19 protein-coding genes are annotated in these 19,480 nt (G+C 34.7%); all 19 read left to right on the top strand.

Features of this window, described 5'->3' with window-relative positions; all coding sequences use genetic code 11:
* The first annotated feature begins 3 nt into the window (after positions 1 to 3).
* The 19 genes from B5X53_RS09865 to B5X53_RS09955 all read left to right on the top strand — a co-directional run bounded on the left by B5X53_RS09865 (position 4) and on the right by B5X53_RS09955 (position 19,393).
* Positions 4 to 2,034 (top strand): SDR family NAD(P)-dependent oxidoreductase, encoded by a 2,031-nt coding sequence (locus tag B5X53_RS09865; RefSeq protein WP_079713063.1) that lies wholly within the window; start codon positions 4 to 6, stop codon positions 2,032 to 2,034.
* Positions 2,021 to 3,052 carry an MDR/zinc-dependent alcohol dehydrogenase-like family protein gene (locus B5X53_RS09870; protein ID WP_079713064.1) on the top strand — a complete coding sequence of 344 codons (1,032 nt, stop codon included), beginning with the start codon at positions 2,021 to 2,023 and terminating at the stop codon, positions 3,050 to 3,052. The genes B5X53_RS09865 and B5X53_RS09870 overlap by 14 nt, the downstream gene beginning before the upstream one ends.
* Complete coding sequence (locus B5X53_RS09875) at positions 3,045 to 4,052, top strand: Gfo/Idh/MocA family protein (protein ID WP_079713065.1); 1,008 nt, start codon at positions 3,045 to 3,047, stop codon at positions 4,050 to 4,052. The genes B5X53_RS09870 and B5X53_RS09875 overlap by 8 nt, the downstream gene beginning before the upstream one ends.
* Entirely contained in the window at positions 4,042 to 5,145 is a 1,104-nt protein-coding gene (locus tag B5X53_RS09880) for a glycosyltransferase family 4 protein (RefSeq protein WP_079713066.1), read from the top strand. The genes B5X53_RS09875 and B5X53_RS09880 overlap by 11 nt, the downstream gene beginning before the upstream one ends.
* A complete protein-coding gene (locus B5X53_RS09885) occupies positions 5,142 to 6,254 on the top strand; it encodes a CgeB family protein (protein WP_079713067.1) in 1,113 nt (370 codons plus the stop codon). Before B5X53_RS09880 ends, B5X53_RS09885 begins: the two co-directional genes overlap by 4 nt.
* A gap of 3 nt (positions 6,255 to 6,257) precedes the next feature.
* The gene (locus B5X53_RS09890; RefSeq protein WP_079713068.1) at positions 6,258 to 7,364 is read left to right on the top strand and encodes a CgeB family protein; all 1,107 of its coding nucleotides are present in this window, start codon (positions 6,258 to 6,260) and stop codon (positions 7,362 to 7,364) included.
* 12 nt (positions 7,365 to 7,376) lie between these two features.
* Positions 7,377 to 8,447 carry a CgeB family protein gene (locus tag B5X53_RS09895; RefSeq protein WP_079713069.1) on the top strand — a complete coding sequence of 357 codons (1,071 nt, stop codon included), beginning with the start codon at positions 7,377 to 7,379 and terminating at the stop codon, positions 8,445 to 8,447.
* Between the two features lie 5 nt (positions 8,448 to 8,452).
* Positions 8,453 to 9,247: a TIGR04290 family methyltransferase gene (locus tag B5X53_RS09900; RefSeq protein WP_079713070.1), complete on the top strand. Its 795-nt coding sequence runs from the start codon at positions 8,453 to 8,455 to the stop codon at positions 9,245 to 9,247.
* A 19-nt stretch (positions 9,248 to 9,266) separates the two neighbouring features.
* Complete coding sequence (locus tag B5X53_RS09905) at positions 9,267 to 9,545, top strand: hypothetical protein (protein ID WP_079713071.1); 279 nt, start codon at positions 9,267 to 9,269, stop codon at positions 9,543 to 9,545.
* Between the two features lie 11 nt (positions 9,546 to 9,556).
* Positions 9,557 to 10,540 carry an NAD-dependent epimerase/dehydratase family protein gene (locus B5X53_RS09910; RefSeq protein ID WP_079713072.1) on the top strand — a complete coding sequence of 328 codons (984 nt, stop codon included), beginning with the start codon at positions 9,557 to 9,559 and terminating at the stop codon, positions 10,538 to 10,540.
* Positions 10,541 to 10,720: 180 nt separating this feature from the next.
* The gene (locus tag B5X53_RS09915; protein WP_079713073.1) at positions 10,721 to 11,740 is read left to right on the top strand and encodes a helix-turn-helix domain-containing protein; all 1,020 of its coding nucleotides are present in this window, start codon (positions 10,721 to 10,723) and stop codon (positions 11,738 to 11,740) included.
* 46 nt (positions 11,741 to 11,786) lie between these two features.
* Complete coding sequence (locus tag B5X53_RS09920; RefSeq protein ID WP_079713074.1) at positions 11,787 to 12,809, top strand: helix-turn-helix domain-containing protein; 1,023 nt, start codon at positions 11,787 to 11,789, stop codon at positions 12,807 to 12,809.
* A gap of 134 nt (positions 12,810 to 12,943) precedes the next feature.
* Positions 12,944 to 13,957 (top strand): Gfo/Idh/MocA family protein, encoded by a 1,014-nt coding sequence (locus B5X53_RS09925; RefSeq protein WP_079713075.1) that lies wholly within the window; start codon positions 12,944 to 12,946, stop codon positions 13,955 to 13,957.
* 465 nt (positions 13,958 to 14,422) lie between these two features.
* Positions 14,423 to 14,908, top strand: a complete 486-nt coding sequence (locus B5X53_RS09930; RefSeq protein WP_079713076.1) for a YciE/YciF ferroxidase family protein — start codon at positions 14,423 to 14,425, stop codon at positions 14,906 to 14,908.
* A gap of 24 nt (positions 14,909 to 14,932) precedes the next feature.
* Complete coding sequence (locus B5X53_RS09935; protein ID WP_079713077.1) at positions 14,933 to 15,286, top strand: SPW repeat domain-containing protein; 354 nt, start codon at positions 14,933 to 14,935, stop codon at positions 15,284 to 15,286.
* Between the two features lie 44 nt (positions 15,287 to 15,330).
* On the top strand, positions 15,331 to 16,200 hold the full coding sequence (locus B5X53_RS09940; protein WP_079713078.1) for a manganese catalase family protein: 870 nt from the start codon (positions 15,331 to 15,333) through the stop codon (positions 16,198 to 16,200).
* 123 nt (positions 16,201 to 16,323) lie between these two features.
* On the top strand, positions 16,324 to 17,181 hold the full coding sequence (locus B5X53_RS09945) for an MBL fold metallo-hydrolase (RefSeq protein ID WP_079713079.1): 858 nt from the start codon (positions 16,324 to 16,326) through the stop codon (positions 17,179 to 17,181).
* A gap of 164 nt (positions 17,182 to 17,345) precedes the next feature.
* A complete protein-coding gene (locus B5X53_RS09950) occupies positions 17,346 to 18,152 on the top strand; it encodes an SDR family NAD(P)-dependent oxidoreductase (protein WP_079713080.1) in 807 nt (268 codons plus the stop codon).
* A gap of 152 nt (positions 18,153 to 18,304) precedes the next feature.
* A complete protein-coding gene (locus B5X53_RS09955) occupies positions 18,305 to 19,393 on the top strand; it encodes an AI-2E family transporter (RefSeq protein WP_079713081.1) in 1,089 nt (362 codons plus the stop codon).
* The last annotated feature ends 87 nt before the right edge of the window (positions 19,394 to 19,480 follow it).

The following is a 19,480-nucleotide window of genomic DNA, read 5'->3' on the forward strand; positions in this document are numbered from 1 at the left end:
ATCATGAAGGAGATAGCAACAAAAGAACGTGCAAAATTAGGAATACTTGAATGGTTTAGACCTGGAGAGTATAAAGAGGTAAAAGCTGCAATAAACGATTTAAACCGTCTTGGTATAAAACATTTGAGGACCGGTATCTCATGGGCCGATTGGCATGTTGAAGGAACCAAAGAATGGTACGATTGGATGATACCAGAGTTAAGTAAACATTTTGAAGTTTTACCTTGTTTTCTCTATACACCTCCTTCAATTGGAGAAGCCCCCAAAACATCTTCTCCACCTAAAGACCTTAAATCATATTCTGATTTTACTTCACTGATGATAGATACTTATGGGAATCATTTTGATTGGGTTGAATTATGGAACGAACCCAATAATAAAATTGAATACGATTATACCCTGGATTTTTCCTGGAATAAGTTCTCTGAGATGATTCAATTAGCGGCTTATTGGGCCAAAAAGAAAGGGAAAAAAACCGTTTTGGGAGGCATGAGTCCTATAGATCCCAATTGGCTGCAAATGATTATAGAAAAAGGCACCCTTGAAAATATTGACGCTGTGGGTATTCACGGTTTTCCACACGTGTTCGATCAGCAATGGCAAGGTTGGGAGACAAATATTAAAGAGGTAAAAGCGGTATTATCGCGTTTTAAGCTTCAGAAAGAACTGTGGATTTCAGAAGTTGGTTTTTCCACTTGGCAAAACGATCAGGTAAAGCAATATGATGAGTTTGTCAAAGTACTGAATTGTGACGCTGACAGAATTTATTGGTATAGCCTTAAGGATTTAGATCCAAAAAACGCTACTGTGGGTGGTTTTCACTTAGATGAAAGAGAATATTATTTTGGGTTGAAAACTAAAAGCTTTACTCCAAAATTGTTGTACAAACTTTTAGAAAAAGAAGGACTGGGAAAAATAGGGGACTTAAATTATATTCAGAAATTCTATGATGTAGAGAAGCTGGGTCCTTTTATCCTTATTACGGGAGGAGCAGGTTTTATTGGTACCAACTTAGCCGAAAGGCTTCTCTCATCTGGTAAACGAGTAATGATTTATGATGCACTTGTTCGTGATGGTGTAGAAAAGAACCTCAAAGAGCTAAAGCACAATTACGGAAGACAGTTGATGGTTCAAATAGCTGATATAAATGAAGAATATTTGCTAAAGAAGTGTATAGAAATGGCAGATGAAGTTTATCATTTTGCTTCGCAGGTAGCTGTTACAACTTCCATTGAAGAGCCCGAAACAGATTTTGATGTTAATTTGAAAGGAACTATAAAACTCTTGGAAGCCATTAGAAAATCGGAGAAAAAGCCCCCGTTGTTTTTTACTTCAACCAATAAGGTATATGGAGATTTAAGTAATTCAGAATTCAAAGAGTCTAAAACCAGGTATTATCCGAAAGATTCTGATTTAGCTAAAAATGGTATAAATGAGTTACAGCCGCTAAGTTTTCATAGCCCGTATGGGTGTTCAAAGGGAGCCGCAGATCAGTATATATTAGATTATACAAGAACTTATGATCTTAAATGTGTTGTGTTTAGGATGAGCTGTATTTATGGTCCTCACCAATTTGGTACAGAAGATCAGGGTTGGGTAGCACATTTTTTAATTAGTGCTCTCAAAGGTAAGGATATTACAATTTATGGAGACGGTAAACAAGTAAGAGATATACTCTATGTAGATGATCTCGTTGATGCCTTTATGTTAGCATCTCAAAATATTGAAAAACTTTCCGGGGAGGCCTTTAACATAGGTGGAGGAATTCATAATTCGGTAAGTCTTATTGAACTATTAAAGAAAATCCAGAAGATTACAAGATCCTCGTTAGATCTTTCTTTCAATAGATGGAGACAGGGAGATCAACTCTATTATGTTTCAGATACTCAGAAATTTCAAGATGCTACGGGTTGGAAACCTGAAGTTGAGGTAGATAAGGGTATTGAAAACTTGACACGCTGGTTAACTAAAAATAGAAGCTTTAAAAAACAGACTAAAATATCAACAAAAAAATTAATAGATGTTCAGCAATAAAACCACTGAAGTAATAGATAAAAAAACTGAATGTGTAGAGGTAAAAGGAAAATCCCTATCCCTTGAAGCTCCTAAAAAATTTCAACTACAAGAAGTTACTTATCGTCAACCTAAAAAAAACGAGGTAAGAATCGCTCTTGAAGGTTGTGGAGTTTGCGCTTCAAGCCAGCCGATATGGGAAGGCAGACCTTGGTTTAATTATCCTGTAGAAGATGGTAATCCCGGGCATGAAGGATGGGGTTTTATAGATGCAGTTGGTCCTGAAGTAAAAAATTTAGAAATTGGAGACCGCGTTACTGGTATGTCTTTTAATTCCTTTGCTCAATATGATTATGCACCGGAACAAAACCTGATAAAAATCCCGAATTTTATTAAAAATAAACCTTTTCCCGGTGAACCATTGGGCTGTGTAGCGAATATATATACAAGGAGTGATATCCAAAAAGGACAGGTAATAGCTATCGTTGGCTGTGGATTTTTAGGTCTTATGTTAGTTCAGCTGGCAAAATCCAGAGGAGCAAAAGTTATAGGAGTTTCCCGAAGCGAATCTTCTCTTACTGAGGCAAAAAAAGAGGGTGCAGATTACCTGATAAAATTAGATAAGACTGAAGATGTTGTTGCTAAAGTTAAGGAAATCACCAAAGATCAATTATGTGATAGAGTGATAGAATGCACGGGAAAAGAAAATGCATTAAATACCGCAATCGAAATTACTGGGGTAAAAAAGAAACTCATAGTAGCAGGTTTTCATCAGGGTGGTTTTCGTTCCGTGAATATGCAAATGTTAAACTGGCGTGGGATAGATATGATAAATGCCCACGAACGGGAAATTCCTGTCTACTTAGAGGGAATAAGAATGGCCCTTGACGAAATCCAAAAAGGAAACCTGAAGCCTTTCCATCTTTTTACACATCGGTTTTCGCTACAACAGGCTGATAGGGCTTTTAAACTTATGGAAGAAAGACCAGAGGGTTTTATTAAAGCTTTATTAATAAATAAAAAGGCTGAAGATGTTTAGGCCAGTTAATCAGAAAATAAACCTTGGTTTCCTAGGCGTGGGATGGATTGGTCTCGATCGTTTAAAAGCTTTGAATGCATTTGATGGGATTAACATTACATCTTTTTATGAACCATTAGAAGAGAATATAAAAAGAGTACATGAAGTTGTACCCGAAGCAAAAAGTCTTAATTCCCCGGAAGATTTATATAATTATCCTGATTTAGATGGTATTGTAATCGCTTCTCCAAGTGCAATGCATAAAGAACAATCTATCAATGCGCTAAAATCTGGTAAAGCAGTTTTTTGTCAGAAACCATTAGGTAGAACTGAAAAAGAAGTTTCTGAAATTTTAAAAACTGCGGAAACCGCTAATAAAAATCTTGCTGTAGACTTGTCTTATCGGTATACTGATGCTTTTAAGAAAGTATTACAGGTAATTAGAAATGGCGAAATCGGTGAATTAAGGCAAATCAATTTAATTTTTCACAATGCCTACGGTCCAGATAAATCATGGTTTTATCAATATGAGAAATCAGGTGGGGGTTGTATTATAGATTTAGGTATCCATTTAATAGATATCGCTCTACTTGGTTTAAATTTTTGCGAAATAAAAGAGGTAAAAAGTTACCTATTTGCCAACGGTCAAATTCTGGAGCCAGATGATAGAAAAGTAGAAGATTTTGCTTCAGTAAGTATGATTGCTGAAACCGGAACATTAATTAACCTACAATGTTCGTGGAATCTTCCCGCCGGAAAAGAAGCAATAATAGAAGCTAGTTTTTATGGAAGTGAGGGTGGGGTAGCTTTTAAAAATGTTAATGGTTCTTTTTATGATTTTACTGCTGAAAAATTAAACAACACCACAACAGAAACCCTGGTGGAACCACCAGATCTTTGGGGAGGCAAAGCTGCTTTAAAATGGGCAGATAGTCTTATCGAGGGAAAAACATACGATAAACCTTTTGCAGAACAACTTGTAATGAACGCAGCAATAATCGATAGGATTTATGGAAGGTAGCAAGTTAAAAATATTAATGACTACCGATACCATTGGAGGAGTATGGGTTTATTCCATGCATTTATGTCAGTACCTTAGTAAGTTTGGTACAGAGGTAATCCTATTATCTTTTGGAGGTAATCCTTCCTCCGATCAGTTGGATGAAGTACAGGCTATAGAAAATCTGAAATATTACCCTACTACCTACAAACTGGAATGGATGGAAAACCCTTGGGAGGATGTTGAAAAGGCGCATATCTATGTTAAGCAACTTTGCGAACTTCATAAACCTGATGTTATTCACCTTAGTAATTTTATGGATTTAGAAAACATTCTAACTCCTATCGTAAATGTTTATCACTCTTGCGTACTAAGCTGGTGGGAATCGGTTAAAGGAAATCCTGCTCCTGAAGAATGGCTAAGATATAAGGAATTAGTTCAAGCTTCTCTGAAGAATGCAGATATTGTGGTAGGACCAACCCAATCTATTTTGAAATCGGCCAGGGAGCTCTATGGTAATGATTTCCATGGAATTTGTATTCCAAATGCCACAGATTACAATTATCCGGAAGAAGATAAGCAGGAATTTATACTCTGTGCCGGGCGGATTTGGGACGATGCTAAAAATTTAAAACTTTTGGAAACTATAGCCCCGAAATTATCCTATCCAGTAGTAGTTGCGGGCTCCAATGAACATCCTAATAACGGGGAAAAGCTTAACATTGAAAATGTCATTTTTCTCGGTAGGCTTCCGCAGAAAGAGTTGTTGAAATGGATGTCCAAATCCGCTATATTTTTTAGTCCGGTATTATATGAGCCTTTTGGATTAACCATATTGGAGGCTGCAAGATCACGCTGTGCTCTTGTTATTAGTAATATAGATACTCTAAAAGAAAATTGGTCTCATGCTGCAATATTTTTTGACCCACGTATTCCCGTTCAAGCTTTAGAGGCACTGAATAAACTTATAGCCAACTCTCGATACAGGCAGCATCTTGGTAAGGTAGCATACAATAGAAGTAATAAATTTTCTTCTGAAAAAAGTACCAGGACGTATCTCGATATTTATAAAAAGCTGAATAAAGTCAATCAATTACTAAAATTAAACTTATGAAATTAGTCATGTTTTATCATTCCCTTTATTCTGATTGGAACCATGGTAATGCCCATTTTTTAAGAGGGATAGTCAGGGAATTTAAAAATAAAAATTACGATGTTCAGGTTTACGAGCCACAAAATGGATGGAGTCTTGAAAATTTAATTCAAGATCACGGCGCCGAAAAGTTACAGGAACTAAAAGAATATTATCCAGGCCTGGAAACTAATTACTACGATCCTGCTGAGCCAGATTTAACTACTGCTTTGGAAGGAGCCGATTATGTGATTGTGCATGAATGGAATGATAAAAATCTTATAAAGACTATAGGCGAGCAGAAAAAGACGCAAGGTTTTCGACTTTTATTCCACGACACCCATCACCGAGCAGTTTCTGATCCTGAAAGTTTAGACGAAATAGATTTATCAAATTATGACGGTGCTCTTGTATTCGGGGATATTATTAAAAAGATTTACGAAGAAAAGAAGTGGGCAAAGCAAATATGGACCTGGCATGAAGCGGCAGATACGGTTCTTTTTAAACCCAATAGGGATGAAGATAAGGAAGGTGATCTCGTGTGGATAGGAAATTGGGGAGACGACGAACGTGAAGATGAATTGATGGAATTCTTAATCAATCCTGTAAAGGAGCTGGGAATAAAAGCAAAGGTTTATGGCGTTAGATATCCAAAACATGCAATTAAAGCACTGGAAGATGCAGGAATTGAATATGGTGGATGGTTGCCTAATTACAAGGTACCGGAAATTTTCAGTAAATATAAACTTACTGTGCATGTACCAAGAAGGCCTTATGTAGAAATGTTGCCTGGGATTCCCACTATTAGACCTTTTGAGGCCCTTGCTTGTGGTATTCCTCTAATTTCAGCCCCGTGGAAAGATGTAGAAGGCTTATTTACGTCCGGAAAAGATTACCTAATGGTTAAAAATGGAGACGAGATGGCGTACAGAATTTCCGAGGTCATAAAAAGTGCTCAGCTAGCAGGAAGTCTATCTGAAAATGGAGTTGAGGTAATTAAGGAGAAGCATACATGTGTACACCGGGTAGATGAATTGGAAAAAATATTTAATGAAATAGGGGAAAAGATGGTTTCCCCACGAGATAACTAAATTATGGCTAAAAAGAATTTAAAGATCGCTTTTTTCGGCTCTAGTATTGTTTCAGCTTATTGGAACGGGGCAGCCACCTATTACAGAGGTATTGTTAAATCCCTTAATAAAATGGGTCACTCGGTTACTTTTTATGAGCCGAATATCTTTGAGCGACAAAAAAATCGGGATATAGAAGATCCGGATTGGTGTGAGGTAATTATTTATGAAAAGGATAAATTGAATCTGAGATCACTGCTTCGTGGAGTTCAGGAAGAGGCAGATGTGATTATTAAAGCCAGCGGAGTAGGTGTTTTTGATGAATTCTTAGAATACGAAGTGGCTATGATGAAAGAAGAAGACAACCTTGTTATCTTTTGGGATGTGGATGCCCCAGCTACCCTGGAAAGAATGGAAGAGGATAATTCCGATCCCTTTATTCCATTAGTCCCTGAATATGATTTCATCCTTACTTATGGTGGTGGAAAGCCGGTAATAGAAACCTATGAATCTTTTGGTGCGCAAAAGTGCATCCCCATATATAACGCCCTTGATACCGAAACACATTTTCCAGTTGAAGAAGAGGAAAAATTCAATGCTACTTTAGCTTTTCTTGGTAATCGCTTGCCAGACAGGGAAAAACGTGTAGAAGAATTCTTTATAAAACCCGCTAATGAATTAACGAATGAAAATTTCATATTAGGTGGCAGTGGCTGGGGAGATAAAAATCTTCCATCGAATGTAAATTATTTGGGACATGTGTATACAATTGATCATAATGCTTTTAACTCCAGCCCTAGAGCAGTTTTAAACATAAGTAGAAATAGTATGGCAACATTTGGTTTTTCGCCGGCTACACGTGTATTCGAAGCAGCAGGAGCAGCGGCTTGTATTATAACCGACTATTGGGAAGGTATCGAACAATTTTTTGAACCGGGAAAGGAAATTCTTGTGGTAAAGAATGGAGATGAACTAACAAAAATCTTGAAAGAACTAAATGATGCAGAAGCTCGAAAAATTGGGAAAGCTGCTTTAAAAAGAGTTCTGGGTGAACATACTTATCAGCATCGGGCAAAACTGCTGGAGAAAATTTTCTCGAAAGAACTTTTTGGAGAAGAATCTGTTAAATAAAAAATTAAAAATATGAATATCGTAATTATTGGATTATCAATTACTTCGTCTTGGGGTAACGGACATGCAACTACATACAGGTCTTTATTAAAAGCGCTTTCAGCGCGTGGGCACGAAATCCATTTTCTGGAAAGAGATGTACCTTATTACGCCCAACACCGCGATTTACCAAATCCTTCTTTTTGTAAAGTAAATCTTTATAAAGATTTAGAAGAACTAAAGAAAGGGCATACGCACTTAATTGAATCGGCTGATGTAGTAATTGTAGGTTCATATGTCCCCGAAGGAGTAGCTGTAGGAAATTGGGTAATAGATTCCGCTAAGGGACTAAAAGCTTTTTATGATATTGATACCCCAGTTACCTTAGGTAAACTGGAAAAAAAGGATTATGAATATATTACTCCTGAACTAATTGCTAAATATGATCTATATCTTTCTTTTTCAGGAGGAACAGTATTGGAATTTCTCGAAGAAAAATATGGGTCTCCACGTGCCAAAGACTTATTTTGTTCAGTAGATCCGGACCTATATTATCCAAATCAAAAGGAGGAAGAATATCTTTTAGGATACCTGGGCACTTACAGTAAAGATCGGCAATCTACACTTAGTAAATTACTTTTTGAAACAGCATGGAATTATCCTAATGAGAAATTTATTCTCGCAGGTTCTCAATTTCCAGATAAACTTCATTGGCCAACCAATCTAAATCATATAGATCATTTGCCCCCGGCCGAACATTGTAATTTTTACAATAGCCAACGCTATACGATAAATGTAACCAGGGCGGATATGATAAAATTTGGTCACTCTCCGAGTGTACGACTTTTTGAAGCTGCTGCTTGTGGAGTACCTATTATTTCGGATTTCTGGGAAGGTATAGATGATATTTTTTCTATTGAAAAGGAAATTCTTATTGCAAAAGACGCAAAAGATGTAGCATGTTTTATTGAGGAAATAAATGAAAGCGAACGTCTGGCTTTGGCTGAAAACGCTAGGGAGAAAGTATTAATACATCATACTTCCCAGGCGCGGGCAAAGCAATTGGAAGCACATATTAATGAAGTCTTACAACCCTCACAATAAACCTTATGGAAACAGAAAAGAAAATAGAAGAGTTAGCACCCTGGTTTCATAACCTGCATTTACCTGATGGTCTCCAAACGGCACCGAATCATTTCCTTGGAGATTTTCCTCAATTTAAATGGGAAAAAATTAAACATGAAATACCTGAAGATCTTCAGGGAATGGAAGTTTTGGATATTGGCTGTAATGCAGGATTTTATGCCATTTCTCTGGCCCGGCGTGGAGCTAAGGTTACCGCTATAGATCTGGATGATCACTATCTGAATCAGGCAAAGTGGGCTGCAGAAAAGTTCAATGTTTCTAATCAAATTGAATTTAAGAATATGCAGGTTTATGATCTGGCTCAGGAAGATAAAACTTATGACCTGATTTGGTTCATGGGGGTTTTTTATCACCTAAGATATCCACTATTAGCAATGGATATTATTTCCAGAAAAACCAGTGATTATTTGGTTTTTCAAAGTTTATCCCTGCAAGGGTCTTCTGGCCAAGAAGTGCCTGAAAATGTAGATTTTGAAGAAAGGCATTTACTGGAGAGTGAAGATTGGCCTTCCATGGCATTTATTGAGAAGAAATTTGCCGGAGATCTTACCAACTGGTGGGTTCCCAATGCTGCAGCTATAAAAGGGATATTAAATAATTGTGGCTTCAAGATAATCGCTTCCCCGGAAGATGAAACTTACATTGCACGAAAGAATAACGCTATATCCCACCAGGAACGATGGAATAATTCAGAGTATTTATCGGCAATTGGAAAAAATTGGAGAGATGAGGTTAAAGATAAAATTAATAAATATTAACCATTAAAAATTAAATACTATGTCAGAATCAAAAAAGACCAAAGATCACCAGGAAATAAAGGAATGGGTAGAAGAAAGAAAGGGTAAACCCGCATTAGTAAAATCTAATGAAAATACTGGTACGGCAGATGGTCTCTTAAGAATTAAATTCTCCAAAGATCAAAGTGAAGAAAATTTAGAAACAATTACCTGGCCTAAATTCTTTACCATTTTTGATGAAAATCGCTTGGAATTTCTTTATCAGGACGAGACCAAAGAAGGGAATACGAGTAGATTTTTCAAGTTTGTTAGAACTTAATCTTTATTGCAATGAAAACAATTTTAATAACAGGGGCTGCCGGATTTATTGGATCTCATCTTTGTGATCGTTTTCTAAATGAAGGTTATCGGGTTTTAGGTATGGACAACTTCATAACGGGAAGTCCTGCCAATATAGACCACTTAGCAGATAATCCTAATTTTATCTTTTATGAAAATGATATTATTGAATCTATAGACGTACAGGCAAATGTAGATTACATTCTGCATTTTGCCTCCCCCGCTAGCCCAATTGACTATTTGAAAATACCTATTGAAACTTTAAGAGTGGGGGCTATGGGAAGCTATAATGTCCTGGAATTAGCCAGAATTAAAAACGCCAAGGTTCTTATTGCTTCTACTTCTGAGGTTTATGGGGATCCGCTTTCTCATCCACAAAAAGAAGAATATCTGGGAAATGTTAATACTATTGGCCCCAGGGGTGTTTATGATGAAGCGAAACGATATATGGAAGCGATAACTATGGCTTACCATACTACGTATAATCTACCCATCAGTATTATTAGAATTTTTAATACCTATGGACCGAGAATGAGATTAAATGATGGCAGAGTTATTCCGGCTTTTCTAGGACAGGTATTAAACAATGAACCTCTTTCCATTTTTGGAGATGGATCTCAAACCAGGTCTTTTTGTTATATAGACGATCTTGTTGAAGGGATATATACAGCGCTTTTCAACGATTATCCTTATCCTATTAACCTTGGAAATCCAGAGGAAATCACAATTAATGAACTGAGCAGGGAAATCATAAAAATTGCCGGGGAGGAAAAAGAAATTCTATTTAAACCATTGCCCAAAGGAGATCCGGTAAAAAGGAAACCAGATACCTCAGTGGCCAGAAAAATTCTTAATTGGGAACCTATAACCGGCAGAGATAAAGGCTTAAGATTAACTTTGGATTATTTTAAAAATCTATCTAATCCCACTCTGCTAAATAAAAATCCGAGGAATTTTGAACCTTTAAATATGTAAATATGTAATAGAAAATTGTTTTAATAATTTAGGAGAATATATTTAATCCACAACTTATCAATTGAAGTAGTATTGGATTATAGTAAAAAAGCAATAAATACTAACAAAACAGCTTAAATTCCTTTACCTGTAGGTAAAGCAGCTATTTTAATTTATAATTTCGCCGGCTAAAAATATTCATTGAAGCCTATAAAAATCTTTACATTTCCGGCATTTAAAACTTTTAATAAGTTAGCCAATCATTTGGAAAATAGAACTATCAATTCTCCACTTCCTATTCTGGAAATATCAGAAAAGTTAGGTAAAGGAAATATTTTGGCACTTGATATTTATAATGATATATCTGTCATATTAGTTAGTGGCCACTTTAAAAATGATCTTCTATTGCATCTGATAACCAATGTAGAGAATCCTCTTAATTTTATTTACAATTATAATACCCCATTTGATTATAAGCATGGGAATAATAACACCTGGCGGGAGCTAGACCAATTTCAACACGCTATTATTTCCAATTCTCCCAAAACCAATACTAAGGTAAAATTAAAAGCTAATAAACTTTATTACAGTTATATTATCTCCATATCAAAAGCTGTATATCTTAATAATAGAAATTACTGTACCCAAACTGTTGCTGATTATTTAAAAATTATTTTTGAAGAAAAGGATAGTACTCCAGATTTTTTTCACAATGGAACCTATAATTTGCAGATAGCTAATATTCTTAAAGAGATAAATCTTCAAAATTTTTCTTCTTTCGAGCATCATATATTTTTAGAAGCAAAAATCCATGAATTAATTAACCAACATCTTTTGCAATACAAAAGAGATATTGATAATAGTGCTAATACATCTAATTTATTCTCTTATGAAGTAAAGGCTATCCACACGGCAGCAGTTTATATACAAAATCATATGGACGAAATTAAAACAGTAGAGCAGGTAGCTAGATATGTAGGCTTAAATAGCAATAAATTACAAAGAGGTTTTAATCAACTATTTAATATAAGTGTAAATAGTTTTATAAGGAATGCCAGAATGTCTAAAGCTGAAGAGCTTTTAATAAATTCAGAAGAAACAGTTTGTCAAATTGTTTCTAAAATAGGTTTGAATAGTAATAGTTACTTTTCCAAGTTATTTAAAGAAAAGTTTAAAGTTTCGCCTTCTCAGTTTAGAATTAAGAATAGAACCGTAAGTTAATCTAATATATAAACCGTACCTTTTACACTAACCATAAATTATATGCATGCTAGTAATTAAAGTAAATGCTATCCCTCTTGATGATGTGATGTTGGATTTAGGGAAAGCTTTTGGGGTAGAGGTAGAAGAAACTTGTAAGGAACTAAAATTAAAGTTACCAACATCCTTAGGTACTGGTAACATTTCAGGAATTCAATTCCCTAACGGATTGGGTTTTATACAATATGATTGTAAGTTTCATAAAAATACAGAAATTCATTTTATTAAGAGTGAAGTTCATCCTTTGAAATTCATATATGTAACCGAAGGCCAACTTAAACACCGGTTTTCAAATGGTGATCAGCTCCATAAGATTGATCAATACCAACATGCAATTGTGGCCAGCGAAAAAAATAATGGGCATATTTTAAAGTTTGAAAAAGGTAAAGAAACATGCTTTTCGAGCATAGAGCTAAATAGAATAGAATTTGAACAAAAACTTGCCTGTAAATTGTTAGGTGTATCTTCAAGTTTAACACAAGTCTTCTACGATGTAAAGGCATTAAATAGTTTTTACCATAATGGTTATTATTCCTTAAAAATAGCAGACCTTTTTGAGGATATGAATAGTTATAAAAAAGAGAATTTTATAAGGAAACTTTTTTTGGAAGCTTTTACTATTCAAATGTTAGCTGAGGAGATCTTGCAGTATGAAGATGCCTTGAGAGAGGAGGGAAATGCTGAAATTTTAACGCGTTATGAACTAGGGGCAGTAAAAGATGCAGCTGAATTTATTGAAGAAAATATTTTTAAAAACCTCGTGGTGAGAGGGATTTCCATTGAAGTGGGAATTAACCAGAACAAATTGCAAAATGGTTTTAAAACCTTATATGGACTGACCGTTCACGATTTTATAAAAAGACATCGACTCCAACTTGTCAGAGACCTGCTATTAAACACAGATTTACAGATTAACGAAATATCCGATAGGGTAGGAATAAATAGTAAAAGTTATTTCTCAAAAGTATTTAAAGAAAAATATGGTTTAACACCTAAAGAATTTAAGAAAAAAGCTGAGTTAGCAAAATAATTTTGAGACAACAGATTGAAAAAATTGAATTTGTTATATTTTAATTCAAATATTACATTTCCTTTTCATAATCATACCTAATTTTGATCTCTCAATTTGAGAAATAAAAGTTTAGAATCTTTAAATTTTTATAAATGGAGGACGAAGGGAAATTTTTAAGGATAGGTATTATAGGGGCTAGTCGCTTTGGTGTAAATCAAATTTCTCGTTTAAAGAATGAGCAAAATTTAAATATCGATTTTGTAGTACTTGATAAGAATTTAAATAACCCAAAGGAAATAATTAACGAAATTCCTTCTGCTGAATTTTTAAGTTGTGAAAAAGAATTCTTTAAAAGTGCAACGAATGGAATAATATTGGCAGATTATGTGGATCTACAATTAAAAAAATATCAGCCATCCTTTAAAAAAGCAACCTCCTTCTTTTGTAATGCCAATTTCTTAAGTCAGCTTGAGGGTTTAGAACATTTTCTTCAAATTGCCAAATCAAAGAATATCCTGGTTTGTTTTAATTTACCTTTTCGGTTTACCCGAGGCTTTTTAGAGCTTAATGATATTGTAAGAAAGGGTAAACTAGGAAAAATTCACCAAATTGATCTTACCTATTATAAGAATCAATCGGATGAAGGTACGGCTTCTTGTAAAAATCACACTAACTTTTTTGGAGGGTTTATGGATACTGGCGTTCATTTGCTGGATATTGCTCTAAAATCTCTCAATTATCCGGAAATTAAATATTTAACCGCTATCCCTTATAAAAGAGGGAAAAAAATTGAAAAACAGAATCCATTCTGCGAAGATTATTTATTACTGACTTGTATAACTGCAAACGGAACATTAATAAACCTTAGGTGTTCCAGAAACCTTCCTCGAACCAGAAAACGGACAATAGAAGCAGATTATCATGGAGAGAAGGGGGATCTTAGATTAAGAAACCACGATAAATCGGAACATGATTTAATAGTGGAGGAGTATAAAAATGAATATTTAAGTATAGTAAGCTCCCCTCCAGATGTATTTGTTGATGCGGCCATAAAAGAGTGGATTTGGAGTTTAAGAGCTGAAAAAGGATATGATAAAAAAATTGCAAAAGAAATGTTAGCCCTTGCAGGTGTGGTCCATCAAATTTATAATCAACCCTCACCGTAAATTCCTTCTTGTAACTAAATTTTCAACCTGAATATTTCAAGGAAGGTATTTCCTTTAAGGAAAGAAATTTAAATCGTACATATATTTATTATTTGTAAATAAGCGAGGTTGTCTAATAGGGCAGCCTTTTTTGTTATTATGCTGTTTGTATTACCCAATCTTTCTCCTGTAAGATCTCTTTGACATTTTTGGCCAAAATTTCAATGTCATAAGTTTGATTTAAGAAGGTAATTAAAGCAATAGGAAAACATTAATAAAAAATCACTTTATCTCACTCGTGGTTTTAACATTTAGGCAGTTCATTTTAATTTAAAAAAGCCTGGAGTGCCTGTCATTAAAGATAATTAATAATTATCCAAATATTATTGATATTAACAAATGTTTGAAGTCTAATTAATATAGGATCCTTTATTTCTTTATTAATTTTAAAATAGTTCTGATCGTTTAATCATTAAATAGTATTCTATGAAAACTTTAAAAGATTTGTTTGAACACCAAATAAAGGATCTATATAGCGCAGAATATCAATTAATTAAGGCGCTTCCAAAGATGCTCGAGCAAGCAACAAACGAAAACCTTAAAAATTCCTTTAGAAATCATTTAGAAGAAACTAGATCCCAAAAAAAACGTATAGAAGAAGTATGCGAAAACCTCAATATAGAACCATCTGGAGAAGATTGTAAAGCTATGAAGGGACTGATAGAGGAAGCAGAGAGTTTCCTGGCTGAAGATGCTGAAGATGATGTGAAAGATGCAGGTATAATTGCAGAAGCTCAAAGAATTGAACACTATGAAATATCTGGATATGGCACTCTTATAAGATATGCAAAAGAATTAGGATATGATAAGGAAGCAGAAAAACTTGTACAAAGCCTAGAAGAAGAGTATAAGGCAGATGAAGATCTAAATGATCTCGCGAAAGATAAAATCAATAAAAAAGCAGAAGCCTAAATACAAATATCAAATCTAGTAAATATGATACCAACAAAGATTCACGGCTATATCGATTATTTAGTTGGATTATTCTTAATCATCATACCATTTATCCTGGTCATAAATAATCCTACCGCTAAATGGTTATTAATAGGCCTAGGCGTTAGTACTATTTTTTATAGTGCTATTACGGATTATGAAATGGGACTAGTTGGGATAATTAACTTTAAAATTCATCTGTTTATTGATATTCTAGCAGGATTATTTCTCGCAGTTGCACCCTGGTTATTTGGCTTTGCGGATGAAATTTATTGGCCTTTTCTAATTATAGGGATAGGAGAAATCTTAATCAGTTTTATTACAGCAAAGAAGCCACGATATCCAGAGAAGGCTTAAAGAAGATGATCTTTTTAATTATTTATTAACTAAAAAATTAATTTATGTTTTATCACGATGGAAAATTACAATTCGATGTAAAAGTCGATAAACCTAACCCTCAATTTGCTAAAATGTTACAGCAAGCCATTGGAGGTATTGAAGGAGAAATGAAGGTTTGTATGCAATATATGTTCCAGGCCTGGGGAGCACGAGGTCCTGAAAAATATAGGGATATGCTTTTGGAAACCGGAACAGAAGAAATGGCACATATAGAATTGCTAGCTACCGCTGTCGCTTTAAACTTGGAAGGAGCAACAAACGATTTAAAAGATGAAGTAGCTAAAGACCCTTTTATGGAACAAATAATGGGTGGAGCAAATCCCCGTCATATTTTGTCTAGTGGCATGTCTGCTATGGCAGTAGATAGTAGTGGTGTACCCTTTAGCGGAGCCTATGTAGTAGCTACAGGAAATTTGGCAGCTGATATGTATGCCAATGTAACCGCTGAGTCAGCGGGAAGAATACTAGCTACGCGCTTATGGAAATCTACGGATGATAAGGGTATGAAGGACATGCTGGCCTTTTTAATTGCCAGAGATACTATGCACCAGAACCAGTGGCTGGCAGTTTTGGAAGAATTAGGTGGTGTAAAAGGTAATCATCCAATACCTAACAGTTTCCCACAAGCTGAAGAAAATCCTGATTTTAACTACAACTTTATTTCTACACATATTGATGGTGAATCTAAGGCTAAAGGTAGGTGGAGTGAAGGACAATCCATAGATGGTAAGGGATCTTTCACATTTGAAAAAGCTAAACCTTTAGGGAAAAAACCTAATCTCGGAAAACCGCATCCTGATGGTTTTGCTCAAAAAGAACAAATGAAGGCTAACCCTTCTATGGCAGAAGACACCATTAATAAGTTGAAATAAAAGACTTTGTGTTGTGTCATTCCGTGAATTCTGATTGGAGGGAAGGATCGGAATGACTTTTTATACATTGTAAAAAACGAATATATTAGAAAGGTTTAGGAAGGAAAATATAATCTAATCAAAATGGAAGAAGGAAAAGACCAACATACAATACCAATTACCTCTATTAGAAGTGGAAAAGGAGAAGCAGTTTCTAATGATGTTTTTTACTATACAAATAAGATTGTTAATGTAATAATGATAGGAGAACCACATAGTGATGATTGGGTACTAATTGATGCAGGTATGCCAAATTCTGGGCAAGAAATACAAAATGCAGCAGAAAAAAGATTCGGAAAAAATAACCCACCAAAAGCTATTATTCTTACCCACGGTCACTTTGATCATGTTGGAGGCATTATTCATCTCTTAGATGTATGGAATACCACAGTTTATGCCCATCCTTTAGAATTTCTTTATTTAACTGGCGAAAAAAGATATCCGGAGCCTGATGATAGTGTAGAAGGAGGGATGCTGGCCAAATTTTCTTCAATTTATCCTATTGAACCTATTAACATAAAGTGTAGGTTAAACGAATTGCCCGAAAATGGATCTGTCCCAGGACTTCCAGAATGGAAATGGTATCATGTTCCAGGACATGCTCCTGGTCAAATTGCCCTATTTAGAGAAAAAGATAGATTTTTAATTGCGGGAGATACATTTACTACTGTTAAACAAGACTCTTTATACAAGGTTTTAATTCAGAAAAAAGGTGTATATGGCCCGCCTGTTTATTTAACTACAAACTGGGAAATGGCCCAGGAATCAGCAGAAAAACTACAGCAATTAGAACCAGAGATGGTTATAACAGGACACGGAGAATATATGGAAGGAACAGAACTCACAGAAGGTTTGTTGGAGCTAGTTCGAAACTTTGAAAAGGAAGCTATCCCTTCACACGGAAAATTCGTAAGAAATGAAAATAAAAAGACTTCTGGTTAAAAAATCAAGCCGGGAAGGATTCAACTACCAGAAGTTCTAACTAACCATATCTCTTTCCGGTCATAAAATCAGGTATTCCGGCAGATGTGTTTTTCCTTCGTCTAATATTAAGTTTATTTCTGCCGGATAACCTGTTTTTCATAATTAATTAAATATTCAATAATATGGATACCAGAAATAAAATAGTTCTAATAACGGGGGTAACCAGTGGAATCGGTAAAGCCCTTGCTCAGGAATTTGCAAAGAATGAATTTGATATTATCGGAGTTTCACAACACCAGCAAGATTTAGATCAAGTTGAAAAATTAATTACATCTACCTATCAGCAAAAAGTTTATACAATTTCCCAGGATCTTACCACGGAGGATGGCGCTTCTATTATCTATGAAGAAGTAAAAAAAATGGGTATGGAGATTGATATTTTAGTCAATGATGCGGGAGTAGGCCAACGAGGATATTTTAATGATATTCCTATAGAGAAATATGAAGAATTGATTCGTCTAAATATTCTGGCTCTTACCAGAATGACAAAACTCTTTATAAACGATATGATTGAACGTGATTATGGAAAAATACTTCAATTGGGATCAATTGCAGGATTTGAACCTGGCCCTCTTATGGCAGTTTATCACGCAACTAAAGCCTACGTAGTGAGTTTTTCAGAAGCATTGATCACAGAACTTGAAGATATGGACAGCAATGTGAGTATAACCTGTTTATGTCCAGGTCCTACAGATACTAATTTCTTTTCCAGGGGGGACCTAGAAGATACTAATGTTGTAGAACACAAAGATCAATTTATGGCATCTGCAGAAGAAGTGGCCAAAGGAGGCTACAAAGCTTTAATGGATAACGAGAGAATTTACATACCAGGTGCTAAAAATAATGTTACCACTTTTATAAGAAGAGTTATACCTAAAAGTACACAGTCTAAATTACAAATGAAATTTTATGAACATTCGTCAGAATAATTTGCATGATAGAAGCAATGTCCTTTTATCTTAACTCAAAAAGTTTTATTGGTTTTCTAACAATACGTGGGGCAATTGACAGATTATTAAGGTGCAGAAATATAAAAAAATAAATTTTCATATAAACAAATAAATAAAAACTAAAAAATTTTATGAATAAGAGCGGATTTAAACTTGGTCATAGAATATTGATAATCTCAGTAATTTTAATTGTTGGAAATTATTTTTTGTTCCTTGGTCTTGCTAAAGCTAAAGTCTTTCTAGCTCCGTTTTTAACAGCGGTAATTTTGTCTTTAGTAGTTCTTCCGCTATGTAAAAAATTTGAGAAAAGTGGTGCTAAACGTAGTTTAAGTTCTTTTACTAATACATTCTTGCTATTTATTATATCGCTTGGTTTTATAGCTTTAGTTTTTTTTCAGATGCAAAGCATGGTAAGTAAATGGCCGAAAATAAAAGAAACTATGAAGCCAAAAATTGAACAATTAAAAACATTTGCTGCAGAGAAAACACCTATAAGTAAAGAGAAAATTGAGAGCAAAAGTACTAGTTCGTCAATTATTGAGTCAGGATCTGGACAGGGAAAAAAGTCAGTAAGTTTTTTGACTAAAATCATGAGTTTTTCTGGAACTTATTTGCTGGTATTTATCTATATTTTTTTCTTATTGAATTATCGTGATCGCTTTAAAAAGTTTCTGATACGATTGTTTCCAGATGAAAAAAGGAAAAAAGTTAAAAATGTGATTCATCAATCAGCACAGGTAGTTCAAAACTACCTATTGGGTAAGCTCATCCTTATGGGTCTATTAGCTGTTGTATATTCTATTGGCCTTGGGCTTTCTGGTGTAAGTAATTTTATTCTTGTGAGCATAATTGCCGCCTTATTAACCATAATTCCCTATATAGGTAATATTATAGGTCTTATTTTAGCAATGGCATTTGGTTATCTTACCTCAGGAGAAATGGGTGTTCTAATTGGTGTTGCTATAACTTTTACTGTTTCGCAGTTTCTGGAAAGTTATGTTCTGCAACCATATGTAGTTGGGGATAAAGTTGACCTTCATCCCTTTTTTGTTATTCTGGTTGTAGTGATAGGTAACGCGTTATGGGGAGTTATTGGTATGATCTTGGCCATACCTGTTACCGCAATAATTACCATCATATTTTTACATGTTTCTCCCCTACATCCTTTTGGATTTCTTCTGAGCAAAAAATCTGCTTCAGAAGAAAATTCAGGGAGTTGAAAGCAGCCCCATAGAGAAGTGCTTTACTTCCCCAATAGTCTTCATTGGGAAATAAAATATTTATAAAAAAAAATTAAATAATTCACC

Source organism: Salegentibacter salinarum (assembly GCF_900168115.1).
GTDB classification, from domain to species: Bacteria; Bacteroidota; Bacteroidia; order Flavobacteriales; family Flavobacteriaceae; genus Salegentibacter; species Salegentibacter salinarum.